Source organism: Aquaspirillum soli (assembly GCF_054781915.1).
Genome location: NZ_BAAGTM010000003.1, coordinates 52686 through 68873 on the forward strand (window position 1 = coordinate 52686; position 16188 = coordinate 68873).

Sequence of the window (16188 nt, forward strand, 5' to 3'; positions counted from 1 at the left end):
AGGCTTTTGTGGAGGTCATAATCATGAGGATTGCCCCTTCTTTATTGTCTTCGCGGGTGGTGGTGACGCCGGCGAGTGATGAGCGTGTGTCTCGTTCGACACCACGCCAGAGCCATCTAGCGGAAGCGATAGCACAAGAAAAAGTGTCGGTATCGCAACAGGCTTTGCAAAAACTGCGTGCAGCGCTCGAAGAAATTGATGAGCAAAAGAAACAGTTATTGGCACAACAGCGACAAGAAGAAAAATCGCGTGCGATGGCGCGGGTGGCAGAGTTAAAACAGCGTTTAGAGATGTTGCAAAAACTGGCCGTTGGTTTGCCACCGGCAGCGGCAAAAGCATTGGCGGCACAGTTAAAAGACATCGCACAGCAGTTGCGCGGTGCTGTGCAGCAATATGCTTCGGCAGGTGGAGGGGAGAGTCCTTCATTGCAGGTCAGCGTGAGTGGTGGACAAGAGGCGCAAACAGGACAGAATACTGCTACAGCCAATACTGCCACACCCGAAGCTGCCTTGAGTGCGGCAAATCAAGCGGTGGATAAGGCAGAAGCGGCGGATAAAACACAGACCGAGACTGGCGCGGCGGCAGAAGAAGCTGATCCAGCCGAGTCGGATACCCCTCGGGTGACGGTGTCGTATGGGGATGCTGCTAATCAGCAAGAAAAAGCCCTCGATCAACAATTCCGCCAGTTGGTTGCCGAAGCCACGCAAAGGTTAAAAGCGTTGGCCGCTTTGTTAAAAGCAGCGATGAATCAGCAAGATCGTCAGCAGCTGTCGAAAGAATTAAACACTGAACTCAATCTGATTGCCGAATTAACCTCACAAATTGACAGCTAGGCCAAGATATTTTTTTGTTTCAACTCGGCGTAGACTGCCTATCTTTGCTTGAGTGGGAATAAGACGATGTCGCAAAAATCTGCTGGCCTTCCGCCACAGGGATTGTTGTTGCTGGCCGCATTGGCATTGGGTTGGGGGCTAAATTGGCCGGTGATGAAAATTGTCTTGCAAGACATTCCACCACTGTTTTTTCGTGGCAGTTGTTTGTTATTGGGCGGTTTAGGGGTGTTGGCGCTGGCGCGGCGGCAGCAATCGTTGGCGATTCCCTCTCGGTATTGGCGGCAGCTGGGATGGCTAACGCTGTTTAATATTATTGGATGGAATGCGTTAGCGATTTATGGCGTGGCGTTGTTGCCATCTGGACGTGCTGCGTTGTTGGGCTACACCATGCCGTTGTGGAGTGTGTTGTTATCGGTGTGGATTTTGCGTGAACCCTTGACCCTGCGTTTGTTGTTAGCTTTGTTATTGGGTTTGAGTGGGGTGTTTGTGTTGATGGGGGGTAGTGTCCAGACCTTGTTGCAGGCGCCAACGGGTGTGTTGTGTATGGTCGGGGCGGCGTGGAGTTGGGCATTGGGTGTGGTGTTGATGAAGCGGTTTGTGTTGCCGGTGAATACAACGGTGTTAACCGGTTGGATGATGTTGTTAGGCAGTGCGCCGATGTTGTTGGGGGCGTTGTGCTTCGAGGTGGACAGCCTGCGTTGGCCTTCGTTATGGCCGGCGTTGGGGATGGTGTATAACGTGACAGTGGCGTTTATGTTTTGCTATTGGGCGTGGAATCGGATTGTGATGATGGTGCCAGTGGCGGTATCGTCTTTGTCATCGTTGATTACACCGTTGATTGGGGTGGTGGGTGGGGCGTTGTTGTTGGGTGAGCAACCGGGCTGGCAAGAGGGGTTGGCGGCAGTGTTGATTTTGGCGGCGGTGGCGGTGGTATCGTTGCGGCGGTCTTAAATCAGAGAAGTCTTTTGGAAAAGGCACATGGTAATGTGCCTTTTTTTACGTCTGTCGGGGAAGATTCGAGCTAATGATACCCCGCTACCCGCCGCATGATGTCTTTCCAGATCATTTCCCCCTCTGTTCCCACACTATCAAACACACTTTCTAATAATGTTCGTTGTTCTGCGCTAAGACGGGCAAGGAGGGTTTGGCCTTGTGGGCTGAGGGTGAGTTGTTTGCTACGGCGGTCGTGCTCAGCGGCGGTACTGAGGATATAGCCTTGTTCGGTAAGCTGGCGCAAAGGCGCGTGCAACGCTTGTTTACTGACTGCCAAAATCGATAACAGCTGTTGAATCGTGAGCTGTGGATAACGACCGATAAAAAATAAAATGCGGTGATGAACTCGTTGCAGGCCATATTCTGCCAATATCTCATCTGCTCTCGCAGTAAAATTTCTAAAAGCATAAAAAAACAGTTCAATCGCCTCGTCGGGCTGGTTGGGGTGAGAGGGTGAATTTTGGTCAAGCATATTGACTTTCTTTTTCGATTATCCGCATTATTACGTCAATTATGTTGACGTAAAAGGTGAGATGATGGCGTTTTCTCAACGAGTTGCACAACTCAAATCTTCTTTAATCCGCGATATTTTGGCTGCCGCACAACAGCCAGACGTGATTTCCTTCGCCGGTGGCTTGCCCGATCCGGCTTTGTTGTTCTGGCATGAATCCGAATCACCCTTGCCCAAACAACTGGCGCAATATGGCCCCAGCGAAGGCGAACCGGCATTGCGCGAATATGTTGCCAACTATGCACGGCAACAACTGGGCATTGACTGTCAGGCACAGCAAGTGCTGATTTTGTCCGGTTCGCAACAAGGGATTGATCTGGTCTCCAAGCTGTTTATCGACCCCCAGACCCCCATTATCACCGAGTCGCCCACTTATCTGGCGGCGTTGCAATGCTTTGAATTTTTCGGTGCAGATATCACGGGGATTCCGCTGTCGCCGACGGGTATCGACTTGCCACGCTTACAACAGGCATTACAACAACAGCCAGCCTTTACCTATTTAATCCCGACTTTCCAAAACCCTGCCGCCAGTTGTTACGATGCCGAACATCGGCAACAGGTGGTGCAGGCCTTACAAGCGGCGCGAGTGCCGTTGATTGAAGACGATCCCTATCGTGATTTGGTGTATGACGAAGTCGAAAGACGGCCCTTGTGTGCCCAGATGACCGCCGACGATAGCTGGGTGTATCTTGGGACATTCTCGAAAACCCTCGCCCCCGGCTTGCGGATTGGCTTTTTAATTGCCTCGCCCGACTTATTTCCACATTTGCTGCGCTTAAAACAAGCCGCCGACTTACACAGCAGCCGCCTTGGGCAATATTTGGTGTTGCAGGCGGTGAGTTCGGACAGCTATCAAAGCCATCTGCACACCCTACAACAACACTACCGGCAAAAACGTGATGTGATGCAACGCGCACTCCAAGCTGAGTTGTCAGACATCGCCGATTGGCAATGTCCTGCTGGTGGTTTGTTCTTTTGGCTGACGTTAAAAGAGCGTTTAGACACCCGCCTATTACTGCCCGATTGGTTGAAACAAGGCTTGGCCGTGATGCCGGGTGAGGCGTTTTATCCAGAAAACCAAGTCGAGCTTGGTCATCTGCGTTTGAACTTTAGCCACGCCAGCGAACAGGCGATTGAAATTGGAGTGGCGCGATTGGCTGCGGGGTTGAGAAAAGCATTAGATGACTAGCTGAACTAAACGAGAAAACGGCGGCTTGCTTTGCCAAATAAATAAGGGACGATTTTCGGATCGTCCCTTTCTTTTTGACAAGCTTGCTACGCCACATGTTTTGGTTCGGTTGATTACACTCGGCTCATCTGCTCTCAACCAAAGGAATGGATTGATGCCATCACCTAAAAGATAGTCCCGCTGCTGTTATCTGGTTTTATTAGTTGATATCCATTTTCTTTTGAGAGGCTCCACCATGTTATTTGACCACACCGCCAATTTCAAAACCCGCCAATCCTATCAGGAGCCGTCTATGCACGCAAATAACCCTTTATCCGCCATCATTGATTCGGTTATGAAAGATCAACAGATTTCGGAAGAATCGAAAAACATCATTTTGCGTAATTTGACCCAGCTTAAAAACACCAAGGTGAATATTTTAATCACCGGTGCGACTGGTTGCGGTAAATCGTCCACGATTAACGCGCTATTTAATACCGAAGTGGCAAAAGTTGGGCAGGGGGTCGATCCTGAAACGATGGATATTACCCAATACGAGCTGGAAAACATCATTCTTTTTGACTCGCCCGGATTGGGTGATGGCAAAGAAGCCGACCGTCGCCATTCGAAAAACATCACTGATTTGTTGCTGAAACGCGAGGCTGACGGCAATTTGTTGATTGATTTGGTGTTGGTGATTCTCGATGGCAGCAGCCGTGATTTAGGCACGTCGTTTGAGCTCATTGAAAACGTGATTATTCCAAGCTTGGGCAGTGATACCAGTCGCTTATTGATTGCTATCAATCAGGCGGATATGGCGATGAAAGGACGGTTTTGGGATAAAGAAAACAACCAACCCGAACCACAATTGATTCAATTTTTAAATGAAAAAGTTGAATCAACCCGCCGCCGTATTCACGAAGCCACAGGGGTGGATGTGACGCCAATTTATTACTCTGCTGGGTATAAAGAGGGCCGCGATATGCAGAACCCTTACAACCTGTCGAAGTTGTTGGCCCATATCCTTCGCCACACCAAACAAGAAAAACGGGCGGTGTTTGTGCAAGACATCAACCAAGACAAGCGGATGTGGGAAGACGATGACGAGTTAGAAGACTATCGCACCGAGATTAAACAGTCGATTTTCGAATCGATTAAGTCTGCCGCCAGTAAAGGGGCCGATATCGGTGGCGAAATCGGCAGCTTGTTTGGCGCACCGGGGAGAGCCATTGGCTCTGCGGTAGGAGCGGTGGTGGGTGGTGTGGTTGGCTTTTTCAGCAGCTTTTTCTGACATCGTAGGTGGTTGCGCTTGCTGTCTTTTTTTATTGCATAGGGGATTGGAATGAGAACATACCACGCTGACAAACTGGCATCGAAAATCAAACAACATAACTTGTTGCGTCCTTGGGATGTGTTGTTGGTCGGAGGGACAGGTTCGGGCAAAAGCTCGACCTTAAATGCGATTTTTGGTGCCGAGGTGGCCAAAGTGGGTACAGGGGTTGAACCTGAGACACAGCTCATTTCATCCTATGCTATGCACGATTATTTGCGTATTCACGATTCGGCTGGCTTGGGTGACGGTAAGGCTGCCGATACACAACATGCAAAAAATATCACTGCTGAGCTGTTGCGCCAGTGTCATGTTGGCGGTGTTGACTATGGCTTTATTGATATGGTGATGGTGTTGTTAGATGGGGGGTCGAGAGACTTGGGCACTGCATTCAAATTATTGGAATCGGTGGTGTTGCAAGCGATTGAGCCGAGCCGTGTGGTGGTGGTTATCAATCAAGCGGATATGGCGATGAAGGGGCGTGCTTGGAACGACAACATCCATCGACCTGAACCTGAATTGATTGCTTTTTTAGAAGAAAAAGCCGTGTCGGTGCAAAAGCGGATTAAAGAATCGACAGGATTAAGTATTAGTAAACCCGTCTATTACAGCGCCTTGCATCAATACAATATTGATAAGGTGATCGACCACATTATTGACCATGTGCCGACACAAAGGCGATTGATTAGGCAGTAAGGCGGTGGTGGTTGGTCGTGGTTGGGGGGCGGGGGCGCCCTCTTTTTTGTGCCGCAAGCTTGTCATTCTGATTAAGCTGTCGGCTTTTTTATCCTTGTCTAACGGTCATCCATCTTACTGGGGTATTGATATGTCATAAAAAGAGCGTTATGATAGATTGATTTTAATATGTGCGCACTATGACCTGCATCACTGTTGACGATTGTTTGGGAGAACACCATGAATTTCATCACCAACCACACCCTTGCACTGACTCCGCTATCGCCCATCCACATTGGCAGTGGTGAGGACATCGACCCGACTTCATACGTAATAGAGAATGGCATTCTGCACCAGTTTGACACCAGCCTTGCCGACCTGTCAAAACCTCAAATTGATGATCTCAACAAGATTATCGACACAGATCCAATTGATATAAAAAAGCTACAAAGCTTTTTCTTTCGCAATCAATCCACGTTTTTGCCCTATACCCACACCCTGCTGCCGGTCGTGAAAGGGGTGGTCGATCAATACCAAGGTCAAATTAACCCACGTCCTACTCAACGAAAATTGCCTGGACAAAATAACCAATTGGCGATTGAACAACATATCGTAAGCGGCGGTTTGAAAAAACAAGCTTATATTCCGGGCAGTAGCTTAAAAGGCATGTTGGTAACCGCATGGGTGGATGCCATCAATCACGGGCGTGCCGTCCCGTGTGGTACGGAAAGTAAAGTGGTGCAAGATCGCTTAGGGGGCAATTTTGATAAAAGCCCGATGCGCTTTTTCAAACCGTCGGATTTGATGCCGACCGGCGATTTAATCCGCCGCGTGTGGATTGCCACCAATCACTACAAGGTGCAACGCCAAGGGCAACCAAAAGGCGTTCAAACACGCAAAGACTGTATTGAATACGGTCAATATCGTGCTTTAACCGGTTCGTTGAGCCTACAACAACCGACTGCTGCTCGCCATGCAGCGGAAAAATTGCCAGCCACGTCTTTGCCATCGTTGGTTGATCTGTGTCATTACGTGAACCGCTATCACTTGCCTCGTTTTGAGCAAGAAATTCAGCTTATGCTGGCGCGGGGAGTGGTTGATAAATCGTGGGTAGATAATGTCCGCCGTTTGTTAGACGGCGAATTACAACCCTTGTTACAAAGTGGACGGGCATGCCTTGTGCGTTTGGGACGTTACTGCGGTGCTGAAAGTAAAACACTCAGTAACGTGGCACAGATCAAGATTATGCAAGGGAAAGACCGCAAGCCTTTATTCCTACCGCAAACCAAAACCTTTTGGCTGGCGTGTGAGCAAACCAGTGGCACGCTTGGGGTGCCGTTTGGGTGGGCGTTGTTGGAATGGGATCCTATAGAACCGCTGCCACAGCTAAAGAAATGGTGTGAACAACAATCACCTGTGCAGTTGGCAAGCCGCCAACAACAGCTGGCCGAACAACGCGCCTTGGCAATGGAAGCCAAGGCGGAAAAACAGCGCGAGCAACAGCAAATCGAACAAGCGCGTCTTGCTGCCGCGATCGCAGCGCAACAGCATCAGGCCAAGCTGATGAGCCTATCACCCCAGCAACAGCAGCTGGAGCATATCAAAGAAGAATGGGCGCGCACGCCAAAACAGGCCAATACCGGCAATCCCTTATTTAACAAGGTATATCAGTTGCTGGTTGAGGCGGTTGCCAATCCTGATGTCTGGACACAACCAGAGCGTGCTGACTTGGCGGCTACTTTTAGCATCAAAAACCTAGAAGCCAAATTCACCAGCCTCGGCAAAAAGAAAACAGACCTGAAACAGCTATTAAGCCAACTGCACTAGGTGCATGGGGACAAGCTTGTTGTTCTGTATTGCCAGCGGATTGTTGTTTTAATCGAATCACTTTCTTTATCTGGGGGTTGCTATGAAACAGATGCTTGAGCCGTCTTGCCGTGTTGCCTTGGCTGCGATGTTGCACGACATCGGTAAATTTGCTGAACGGGCACGTTTAGACGAAAACACTGAATACTATCGTCAAGATGATTGTCCAAACTGGAATGGACGAGCAACCCATATCCATGCAGCCTATACCGGTGTCGGGTTTGCTGCACTCGAACCATTATTACCGAAAAAAGACGATTTAATGGATGTGCCGTTTGGCCGTCCTCATTCATCTCGTGCGGATGATAGCTTGGTGAATGCTGCGGCTCGGCATCACCGTCCGGATACTGCTTTGCAATGGATTATCGCCACCGCTGATCGCTTGGCTTCGGGTTTTGAACGGCAAACTTTCAGTGAATACAACCAAAAAGGCGAGGCGAATAACCACTATCAAATTCGCCAGTTGTCGTTATTCGAGGGGCTGCGTCTTGAATCGAAACAAGCGCAGCAAGATGAATGGGTGCAACCATTAAAACCGCTGGCACCCGAGTCGCTTTTTCCTCAACGTAAAAATCAGGCGACCCCAGCTAACAAAGCCTTGGCCCAAGCCGAGTATCTCCAACTGTGGCAACAGTTTGTCGCTGCGGTGGCCGACATTCCGCTGGCGCATCGTCAATCACTGCCGATGTGGCTAGACCATTTCGACAGCGCCTATCAATGTTTTACCCACGCCATTCCCAGCGCGACTGCGTTTAATACCCGTCCTGATGTCAGCTTATACGACCATTCCAAAGCCGTAGCCGCATTGGCAGTGGCTTTGTGGCGGTGGCACGAGGCACAGCAAGAAGACGAAGCCAAGACGGTTGCACGCTTGCGTCTCTTGTGGGATGGACTGCGGGCGCGGACGACTGAGGCCGAGCAAGAGTTAAACACTGAAAAATTCTTGTTGGTGCAAGGCGATTTTGCCGGCATTCAAGATTTTATCTTCGCCGAAGGCAGCCAAACCCAAAAACAGGCGGCCAAGCTGTTGCGTGGGCGTTCGTTCCAAGTGTCGTTATTGTGTGAATTGGCTGCTTTGGCGGTATTGGAACAACTCGGCCTGCCTTCTACCAGCCAAATCATCAATGCAGCAGGTAAATTCCTGATTGTCGCGCCAAATACCGAACACACCAAACAACAGCTGGCCGAGGTTCAAGCCACGCTGAACGAATGGTTTTTGGCGCAAACCTTTGGCGAATGTGGCTTTAGTTTGGCGATGTTACCGGCGGCCCAGTGCGATTTTACGCAAGAGCAATTCCCAACCCTGATTCGCCGGTTATTCCAACAGCTCGAACACGCCAAGTTACAGCGTTTTTCACTGTGCCAAGCCCATGCACCGGCAGCGATTCAGGCGGCAGATTTTAGCCAAGGGCCTTGTGCCTTCGATGGCCGTCGCCCAGCCAAAACAGACTATCGCGGTCAAGCCGCCAGCCTATTGGCGTGCGATCAAATTGAAATTGGCCGTTATCTTGCCAATCCGCTGTTTGATCGTCTGTTGGTGGTGCGGACAGGGGCCAACGTGTGGCAATCGAGCAAAGTGAAACCGTTGTCACTCGATTATTTTGGCTTTCAAGTCGCGTTTGCTCGTGATGAGGATGATGCGGGGCGGTTTGGCGATTTGGCCCGTCGTGGACAGCTGTTGCGCTGTTGGGATTTCCATTTGCCGCTGTCTTCAGACGGTAGCAAGCCGGTGTTTGTGGGTTATGCCCGCCGTGACATCAATGGCTATGTGCCCCTATTCGATCCAAAGGCCTTGGAATGGGAAAGTGCAAAATATGGACAATGGGAAGCCGAAGCCATCGAGCTATTCGACCGTGAAGCGCCATTAAAAACCTTTAACCATCTGGCGTGTGAGGACAAAATCCCCTGCACTGCAGATTTAGAACAATGGCAAGGTATCACCGCTTTGACGGTGTTAAAGGGGGATGTCGACAACTTGGGCATGGTGTTCCAACGTGGTATTGATCCCGTTACCTTTGCGCGCATGGCTGCGCTGTCACGCCAATTAAACAGCTTTTTTGCTCTCTATTTGCCGTGGCTGTGTGCCAAATCGTTTCCCAACACCTATACGGTTTTTGCCGGTGGTGATGATTTCTTTTTAATTGGCCCGTGGGCAGAAACCCAAGCCTTAGCAGGCACGTTGGCCGAGCACTTTGCCAAGTTTGTGGCGGGTAATCCCGAGCTGCATTTCTCGGCAGGGATGGTGATGGTCAAGCCGGGCATCCCTGTGCGTGCGTTGGCAGAAACCGCAGAAGATGCCCTTGAGCAAGCCAAAAAAATAGACGGTAAAAATGCCGTGACGTGTCATCAAGTGTCGGTGTCGTGGTCAAGCTTGGCCAGCATGAAGCAATTAGAACAATCGCTTGAGACCTTCCGCGCCGACTATCGCATGAGCACGGGCTTTGTCTATCGTCTGTTGACGTTGTCACAGATGGCAGAGGGCAAAAAACCGGAAGACAGCATTTGGCAATCGTGGTTGGCCTATCGTGTACGGCGTTTTGTCGTCGATCAGCTGCCGTCCCACCTTGATCGACAACAGGCACAGGCCGACATTGCCGGTAAATTGCGCGCTGCTTTGCTCGATCACAAGCTTGCTGTTCAGATTGCGGTCTCTAATCACCTGTATCGTTATCGTACTTAATCGCCTTGTAGAGGAGGACTTACCATGCCACACCCTTCACAGCCATCGCGCCAAGCATCGCCCAGTATCCAGTTGCTGTTAGACAAGGTGCAGTTTGGTGACAACATTTCTGATGAACTGTATGCCGATATTGCCCAGAGCATTGCCCGTTTTTTGTGTGACAACAGCAAGTCGGATACCAACCGTTCGACACAGTTGCGCCGTTTTTACGATGAATTGTGTTTTTGGAATGAGAAAGTCAATCGGACAGGCACGCCACAACAATGCCAACAGCAATATCAACAAGTGGCGCCGCTGATTAAGATGCTCAAGGCCAAGGTGAACTACGCCACAGGCCGTAAGCATGTCGATCAATCGTTTTGCGATTTGCTGTGCCATTGCCTGAATCAGGTGAAAAACGCACAAACGCTGGCGCAATGCAAACTGTTTTTTGAAGCCTTTATCGGCTTTTACAAAGCCCTGCGTCCATAACCCGTTTTTTGCCCATCCCCCTTTGTTACAGGAGACTTTGCGATGCAACTGAAGACCATCCACACACTGAAAGCGACATTGGTATTACAAACTGGCCTGCATATTGGCGCGGGTGACAGTGAAATGCACATTGGGGGCACGGATAATCCGGTGATTAAACACCCTCATACCAAAGTTCCCTATATCCCGGGGTCGAGCCTGAAGGGGAAAATCCGCAGCCTGTTGGAATGGCGCAGTGGCATGGTGCAAGAAAAGCCGTTGGGGATTGCCGATTGGAAACAAGCAAAAGACGGGCAAAAGTCGTTGGTGTTGGCGATTTTACGCTTGTTTGGCGTGTCGGGCGGCGATCAGCTGGACGTAGAAACCGCCAAACACATCGGCCCCACACGCTTGGCGTTTTGGGATTGTTCTTTGCAACCTTCGTGGGTGGACGAGGTGGGCGAATCCCAGATGCTCACCGAGGTGAAAAGCGAGAACGTGATTAACCGCATCACCGGCACCGCCCAACATCCGCGCCAAACCGAGCGTGTTCCTGCTGGTGCCCGTTTTGATTTTCGTCTGAGCCTGAAATCGCTCGATCAAGATGACCCGCATTTGTTACAGACGGTGTTGGCGGGGTTGCGCTTGTTAGAGTGCGATAGCCTCGGTGGGGGTGGGTCGCGTGGTAATGGCAAAGTGGTGTTTGAAGACCTGACGCTGGATGGTCAACCCATCGAATTGCCGACCGATCCATTCAAGTTGGAGGAATAAAATGATGCAACGACTCTGGATGACCCTGCGCCCACAAACCGCGTTTGCTTCGCCGTGGCAAGCGGATATGTTATTTGGTCAGTTGTGTTGGGCAATTCGCCACGCTTGGGGCGAGGCCTACTTAAACGACTTGTTGGTGGGATATACCGAAGGCAAGCCGTTTTTGATTGTGGCCGACCCTTTTCCCGCTGGCTATGTGCCTTTGCCCACCTTGCCGTCAGTGTTTTGGCGTGGCGAAGCAACCGACCCTAGCCAACGCAAGGCCTTGAAGAAAAAGGTATGGGTGCCGTATGCCGCTTTATCCGAGTCGTTGCCAACGTGGCAAAGCCATGCCGTGACAGACCAAGACGTCAACGCGGTACGGATGCGCTACCAACAACCCCACAACAGCATCAACCGCCTCACCTTGTGTACGGGGAAAGACAACGGTTTTGCGCCCTATACCGTGACACAACACAGCTATTTATCTGACAGCGTGTGGTCGTTGTATGTGTTGTTGGACGAATCGCGGTTGAGTGCCGAGCGTTTATTGCACGTCTTGGAACAGGTGGGGCAGATGGGCTATGGCCGTGATGCCAGCAGTGGTTTGGGGAAATTCACCGCCGAATGGCTCACCCCACCCCCCACCCTATCCAACACCGCCACCCCCAATGCGTGGCTCACCCTCGCCCCGTGTGCGCCACAGGGCGGTCAATGGGATGCGGCACGCTCGTTTTATCGGCCCTTTACCCGTTATGGCCGACATGGTGATATGGCGGCGATTCTTGGCCAACCGTTTAAAAAGCCGTTGTTGTTGGCGGCGACAGGGGCGGTGTTATCGCCGCTGGCTGAGGCCGATTGGGAACGCGGTTGGGTGGGGCAGGGCTTAGGCGGTGGTGGAGAGGGCGGTGTGTTGTCGGACGTGTTGTCAAAAACCGTGCATCAAGGCTACGCCCCTGCCCTTGCGGTTGCGCTGCCTGTATTGCATTGATCGGTGTGAATTTTTGAAAGGAAGATAAAAATGGCCTTGCCTGCAACCTTGTTTTTTCCGGTGGTGCGTTTGCGTTTTGAAGCGGTTGTCGAATCGCCTTTTTTCTTGCCGCAGTATGCAGGCTCGGCTTTGCGTGGGGTGTTTGGTCATGCGTTGCGCCGATTGGCCTGTATGACAAAACAGCCAACGTGTGATGGCTGTTCTTTACGCAAAACCTGTCCCTATGCGGCAATTTTTGAAAGCCTACCGCCTTCTCAAGAAGGGCGTTTAGAACGTGTGCGCGAAGCACCCAAACCTTATGTAATCGAGCCGCCATTGGGACAACGGGTGTGGCAGGAGGGCGAGACGCTCAGTTTTCATCTGGTGTTGATGGGCGATGCCTTGCGGCAGTTGCCGTTGTTGGTGTTTGCGTGGAAACAGGCGTTGGCGCGTGGGGTTGGGCCTGCCGAGAAATGTGGCAAGGGGCGGTTGTTGCGGGTGTGGCAAACCGATTTGCCCGAGGGTGAGGTGTGTGTGTTTGATGCCGAGGCCGAGGGTGAGGTGTTGCCGTGTGTGCCGATGGTGTTACCGCCGACACCGGCGGGGGTGACGGCTTATCAGTTGTCGTTTTATTCGCCGTTGCGGATTCAGCAAAATGGTTGTGCTTTGTCGAATCATCGGTTGTCGGTGGAGCATTTGTTGCGGGCGTTGTTTCGGCGGCAATGGTTGTTGGCGCGGTGTTATGGCGAGGGGCGTGATGAGGATATGGCGTTGTTGCCGAGTTTGTTGCCGTTGGTGGCGGGGGTAACCGAGTCGCGTCGTTTGGTGTGGCACGATTGGCAACGGTTTTCGAATCGGCAGCAGCGTAAGATGGTGTTGGGGGGATTGTTGGGGCGGTGGGAGTTGGTGGGGGATTTGTCCGAGGTGTGGCCGTTGTTGTGGTATGGGCAGTTTTTGCATGTGGGTAAGGAGGCGGTGTTTGGGTGTGGGGGGTATCGTTTGACGCAGGGGTGATTTTTTTTCTTGTGTTTGGATATGCCGTTTGCTATATTCAGGTGATGCGCCGTTGGTTGTGGTTTATTGCAATTAACGGCCCAGCTTTTTCGATCTTTAAAAAGTTGGTAACCCCCTCTAGAAGCCCTTGATTTGTAAGGGAAATTCAGAGCGAAGGGTAGTAATTCAGCCCTGTTGTTAAAGGGATTAAGACCACAATGATTTTACTTGGTTTAACACTGTTAACAGTAGTAATTCAGCCCTGTTGTTAAAGGGATTAAGACTCATAACGCAGCAGCTCTTTGGTGCAGTAATAGATGTAGTAATTCAGCCCTGTTGTTAAAGGGATTAAGACTTAGGGTAAGACTCATACCCGAACGCGGCTTCTAAGTAGTAATTCAGCCCTGTTGTTAAAGGGATTAAGACGGATTGCCCAGCGAAATAATTGTGCGTTGTTTTTCGTAGTAATTCAGCCCTGTTGTTAAAGGGATTAAGACATATCTACGACAACGTGGAGTTCGTTATCGTAACAGTAGTAATTCAGCCCTGTTGTTAAAGGGATAGAGCAATGCCAATAAAAAAAGCCCGTTATCGGGCTTTTTTCGTTTCTATTCGTTTTTGTTTTAACTGGTAGCGTGGGCACTGCTTTTGTGCCCACTGATTTAGACCGAGTAAAACAGATTAAGCGATCACAAAATGACCAAAAAATGGTTTAGCTAAACCATAAAGCTGTATCTCTTGCCGAGGGTCGAGGCGAGCAATAAAAATACTGTCTTGCGTTGGTTCGATAAAATCGTGTAGCGTTTTCAAGATCAGCTCATATTCATGCTGGGTTAACCAACACTCAAACAAAGACTTTTGCCCCCCAACCCGATATGCAGTTAAATACTGCCTTATCTTAACCAATCTTTTTGCATCCGCCACATCATAACCAATTAAATACAAAACCCGTTTCATTCCTCGCCCCCTATTACCGACGGCCATTCCGACCATACAATCCCCTCTGGAAAAATCCCCTTGCCAAAACGACAAATCGGTATGCTGTGAGGGATTCGATAACCTCGCAAATCGTCTTGTTTTGGATGAATTTCAGCCGAGAGTTTTTCCATACAACGCAAAAAATCTTGCTCTGTCCCTGTCAATAAAAAAATAGAATGTTGTAATGGCATCGCATGGTGTTGTAAATAATAACGCACGCGGTTTAGCCGTTTAATATCTTGAATATCATAACAAATGATGAAATGAGCCATGTTTTAATGTCCTATTCTTGATAGAAACATTGTTTTAATCGCTCGATTTCGTTTTTAATTGCCGACCGAAAATCACCACATGCTTGTTCATAAGCTGAATAAAAACGCAACCGCCCCGCCTTACCCAATAAACAGCCCTCGGTATTGTGTTGGCTAAAATCTTCTGCGCGTAACACCTCGTTTTCAAACAAACCCAAGGCAAAACGATCCACCAATGGGCGTACGGGTTCGATCACATCACACGCCAGCGATTCACGCCCAAACTCGATTTGGTGATAAAAACCCACATACGGATCAAACCCCATGCCATACAGCGTTAAACACGCCTCGGCATGAATCAGGGTATAACCCAACGATAATATGGCATTGAGTGGGTCTTTCGGTGGGCGGCGGTTGCGGCCTTGAAACTGTAGCGCACTTGGCGCAATCGCGGCCAAGGCTTGGAAATAACACCGCGCCGCCACCCCCTCGGCACCGCGCTGATGGTTAAGGCTTTGATAGCTATTGATATTTTCTATGCTGTGATACAGCGTTTTTAAAGCATGGCTAAGTGGATAGCGTTGGTCGGGGCGGTGGGTTTGGTAATGTTCAAGCACGGCGGCTTGTTGTTCGAGTTTTCGTTGTACGAGTTGTTGTGCAACGATCAAACAAAAATCGACTTGTTGGCTGGCCAACCATTGGGCCATGCGTCGGGCGATGTCGTGATGTGGACGGGGATAGTGTAGGGCTGGGGCTTTGTGGTTGCCAGCAAGAAAAATCAGCCCAACACCCGCCTCACCAAGTTTGCTTAATACTTTCGTCGAGAGTTGAACATCGCTGCGGAAAACCACACGAGACAGCGGCGAGATGGGCACGGTGCCGACTCGTTCGCCGTTTTCGCGAAACACCAACGCGCCATGTTCGATCTCGAGGGCGATGCCTTTGCGGTCGATGTATAGGCTGCTCATGGGGTTATCCTCTAGCAATGAAAAAAGATAACCCAAAGGTAAAGCAACATAGGTTTTTTTGTGGTTTGGCAAGCTTGTTAAGGGTGGGCGATTAGATAAAACGGGCTGTGTTGATTTTTTTCTTGTATTGTTGTTGTGGGATTGCTATAGTTAATGGATGTGTCGCGTTGCAGGCGTAATTGCAATTAACGGCCCAGCTTTTTCGATCTTTAAAAAGTTGGTAACCCCCTCTAGAAGCCCTTGATTTGTAAGGGAAATTCAGAGCGAAGGGTAGTAATTCAGCCCTGTTGTTAAAGGGATTAAGACATCCAGCCAACCATTTTTTCGCCAATTTTGTTTGCGTAGTAATTCAGCCCTGTTGTTAAAGGGATTAAGACTCCAATTCTTCGCCTGATCTCCATTGGTCGTCGGCGTAGTAATTCAGCCCTGTTGTTAAAGGGATTAAGACTGCATATGTCAAGAACTCTTTCATTTCTTTGTTTTCTGTAGTAATTCAGCCTTGTTGTTAAAGGGATTAAGACTTAATAACGAATATCCTTTTTTTAGTAAAGGTTTAGTAGTAATTCAGCCCTGTTGTTAAAGGGATTAAGACCGTCAGTGCCGTCAATGCTTTCCAATCGGTAATCGTAGTAATTCAGCCCTGTTGTTAAAGGGATTAAGACATCATCTGGTCCTTCTTTGAAGTTTTCCACAACGGTAGTAATTCAGCCCTGTTGTTAAAGGGACAAAGCAATGCCAATAAAAAAAGCCCGATATCGGGCTGTTTTCGTTT

Annotated in this window: 15 protein-coding genes and 2 CRISPR repeat arrays; of the genes, 11 read left to right on the forward strand and 4 right to left on the reverse strand. The window is 49.9% G+C overall.

Annotated elements, in window-relative coordinates; translation table 11 throughout:
• Positions 1–23 precede the first annotated feature (23 nt).
• Both ACYVJG_RS04115 and ACYVJG_RS04120 read left to right on the forward strand, forming a co-directional pair.
• The gene (locus ACYVJG_RS04115) at positions 24–833 is read left to right on the forward strand and encodes a hypothetical protein (RefSeq protein ID WP_460429921.1); all 810 of its coding nucleotides are present in this window, start codon (positions 24–26) and stop codon (positions 831–833) included.
• A gap of 66 nt (positions 834–899) precedes the next feature.
• On the forward strand, positions 900–1784 hold the full coding sequence (locus tag ACYVJG_RS04120; RefSeq protein WP_460429922.1) for a DMT family transporter: 885 nt from the start codon (positions 900–902) through the stop codon (positions 1782–1784).
• Between the two features lie 70 nt (positions 1785–1854).
• Here ACYVJG_RS04120 and ACYVJG_RS04125 read toward each other — a convergent pair whose 3' ends face one another.
• The gene (locus tag ACYVJG_RS04125) at positions 1855–2298 is read right to left on the reverse strand and encodes a MarR family winged helix-turn-helix transcriptional regulator (RefSeq protein ID WP_460429923.1); all 444 of its coding nucleotides are present in this window, start codon (positions 2296–2298) and stop codon (positions 1855–1857) included.
• Position 2299: 1 nt separating this feature from the next.
• Between ACYVJG_RS04125 and ACYVJG_RS04130 the strand changes: the two genes are divergently transcribed.
• The 9 genes from ACYVJG_RS04130 (at position 2300) to cas6 (ending at position 13240) form a co-directional block, all read left to right on the forward strand.
• Entirely contained in the window at positions 2300–3526 is a 1227-nt protein-coding gene (locus ACYVJG_RS04130; RefSeq protein ID WP_460429924.1) for an aminotransferase-like domain-containing protein, read from the forward strand.
• A 292-nt stretch (positions 3527–3818) separates the two neighbouring features.
• The gene (locus ACYVJG_RS04135) at positions 3819–4796 is read left to right on the forward strand and encodes a GTPase family protein (RefSeq protein WP_460429925.1); all 978 of its coding nucleotides are present in this window, start codon (positions 3819–3821) and stop codon (positions 4794–4796) included.
• A gap of 51 nt (positions 4797–4847) precedes the next feature.
• Positions 4848–5531, forward strand: coding sequence for a GTPase family protein (locus ACYVJG_RS04140; RefSeq protein ID WP_460429926.1), 684 nt, complete (start codon positions 4848–4850; stop codon positions 5529–5531).
• A 219-nt stretch (positions 5532–5750) separates the two neighbouring features.
• Positions 5751–7337 (forward strand): RAMP superfamily CRISPR-associated protein, encoded by a 1587-nt coding sequence (locus ACYVJG_RS04145; protein WP_460429927.1) that lies wholly within the window; start codon positions 5751–5753, stop codon positions 7335–7337.
• Positions 7338–7419: 82 nt separating this feature from the next.
• Positions 7420–10056 (forward strand): type III-A CRISPR-associated protein Cas10/Csm1, encoded by a 2637-nt coding sequence (gene cas10 / locus ACYVJG_RS04150; protein WP_460429928.1) that lies wholly within the window; start codon positions 7420–7422, stop codon positions 10054–10056.
• Positions 10057–10080: 24 nt separating this feature from the next.
• A complete protein-coding gene (gene csm2 / locus ACYVJG_RS04155) occupies positions 10081–10527 on the forward strand; it encodes a type III-A CRISPR-associated protein Csm2 (RefSeq protein ID WP_460429929.1) in 447 nt (148 codons plus the stop codon).
• A gap of 42 nt (positions 10528–10569) precedes the next feature.
• Positions 10570–11277, forward strand: coding sequence for a type III-A CRISPR-associated RAMP protein Csm3 (gene csm3 / locus ACYVJG_RS04160; RefSeq protein WP_460429930.1), 708 nt, complete (start codon positions 10570–10572; stop codon positions 11275–11277).
• 1 nt (position 11278) lies between these two features.
• A complete protein-coding gene (csm4, locus tag ACYVJG_RS04165) occupies positions 11279–12247 on the forward strand; it encodes a type III-A CRISPR-associated RAMP protein Csm4 (RefSeq protein ID WP_460429931.1) in 969 nt (322 codons plus the stop codon).
• Positions 12248–12277: 30 nt separating this feature from the next.
• On the forward strand, positions 12278–13240 hold the full coding sequence (gene cas6, locus ACYVJG_RS04170; protein WP_460429932.1) for a CRISPR system precrRNA processing endoribonuclease RAMP protein Cas6: 963 nt from the start codon (positions 12278–12280) through the stop codon (positions 13238–13240).
• A gap of 157 nt (positions 13241–13397) precedes the next feature.
• Positions 13398–13787: a CRISPR direct-repeat array (repeat unit 36 nt; unit sequence GTAGTAATTCAGCCCTGTTGTTAAAGGGATTAAGAC).
• Positions 13788–13900: 113 nt separating this feature from the next.
• Here the strand turns inward: cas6 and cas2 (ACYVJG_RS04175) are convergent.
• From cas2 (ACYVJG_RS04175) to cas1, 3 genes are read right to left on the reverse strand one after another with little or no spacing between them, the layout of a single operon-like run.
• Positions 13901–14176, reverse strand: coding sequence for a CRISPR-associated endonuclease Cas2 (gene cas2, locus ACYVJG_RS04175; protein WP_460429933.1), 276 nt, complete (start codon positions 14174–14176; stop codon positions 13901–13903).
• Complete coding sequence (gene cas2, locus ACYVJG_RS04180; RefSeq protein WP_460429934.1) at positions 14173–14469, reverse strand: CRISPR-associated endonuclease Cas2; 297 nt, start codon at positions 14467–14469, stop codon at positions 14173–14175. The genes cas2 (ACYVJG_RS04175) and cas2 (ACYVJG_RS04180) overlap by 4 nt, the downstream gene beginning before the upstream one ends.
• Before the next feature lie 11 nt (positions 14470–14480).
• The gene (cas1, locus tag ACYVJG_RS04185; RefSeq protein WP_460429935.1) at positions 14481–15416 is read right to left on the reverse strand and encodes a CRISPR-associated endonuclease Cas1; all 936 of its coding nucleotides are present in this window, start codon (positions 15414–15416) and stop codon (positions 14481–14483) included.
• A 270-nt stretch (positions 15417–15686) separates the two neighbouring features.
• A CRISPR array of direct repeats spans positions 15687–16148; the repeat unit is 36 nt; unit sequence GTAGTAATTCAGCCCTGTTGTTAAAGGGATTAAGAC.
• Positions 16149–16188: the final 40 nt, after the last annotated feature.

Excerpts from the sequence above, each read along its gene's own strand:
- cas6 (WP_460429932.1), top strand. The coding sequence starts at position 12,278 with ATGGCCTTGCCTGCAACCTTGTTTTTTCCGGTGGTGCGTTTGCGTTTT.
- ACYVJG_RS04120 (WP_460429922.1), top strand. The coding sequence starts at position 900 with ATGTCGCAAAAATCTGCTGGCCTTCCGCCACAGGGATTGTTGTTGCTG.
- cas2 (WP_460429933.1), bottom strand. The coding sequence starts at position 14,176 with ATGAAACGGGTTTTGTATTTAATTGGTTATGATGTGGCGGATGCAAAA.
- csm4 (WP_460429931.1), top strand. The coding sequence starts at position 11,279 with ATGATGCAACGACTCTGGATGACCCTGCGCCCACAAACCGCGTTTGCT.
- csm3 (WP_460429930.1), top strand. The coding sequence starts at position 10,570 with ATGCAACTGAAGACCATCCACACACTGAAAGCGACATTGGTATTACAA.
- cas10 (WP_460429928.1), top strand. The coding sequence starts at position 7,420 with ATGAAACAGATGCTTGAGCCGTCTTGCCGTGTTGCCTTGGCTGCGATG.
- csm2 (WP_460429929.1), top strand. The coding sequence starts at position 10,081 with ATGCCACACCCTTCACAGCCATCGCGCCAAGCATCGCCCAGTATCCAG.
- cas1 (WP_460429935.1), bottom strand. The coding sequence starts at position 15,416 with ATGAGCAGCCTATACATCGACCGCAAAGGCATCGCCCTCGAGATCGAA.
- cas2 (WP_460429934.1), bottom strand. The coding sequence starts at position 14,469 with ATGGCTCATTTCATCATTTGTTATGATATTCAAGATATTAAACGGCTA.
- ACYVJG_RS04145 (WP_460429927.1), top strand. The coding sequence starts at position 5,751 with ATGAATTTCATCACCAACCACACCCTTGCACTGACTCCGCTATCGCCC.
- ACYVJG_RS04140 (WP_460429926.1), top strand. The coding sequence starts at position 4,848 with ATGAGAACATACCACGCTGACAAACTGGCATCGAAAATCAAACAACAT.
- ACYVJG_RS04115 (WP_460429921.1), top strand. The coding sequence starts at position 24 with ATGAGGATTGCCCCTTCTTTATTGTCTTCGCGGGTGGTGGTGACGCCG.
- ACYVJG_RS04125 (WP_460429923.1), bottom strand. The coding sequence starts at position 2,298 with ATGCTTGACCAAAATTCACCCTCTCACCCCAACCAGCCCGACGAGGCG.
- ACYVJG_RS04135 (WP_460429925.1), top strand. The coding sequence starts at position 3,819 with ATGCACGCAAATAACCCTTTATCCGCCATCATTGATTCGGTTATGAAA.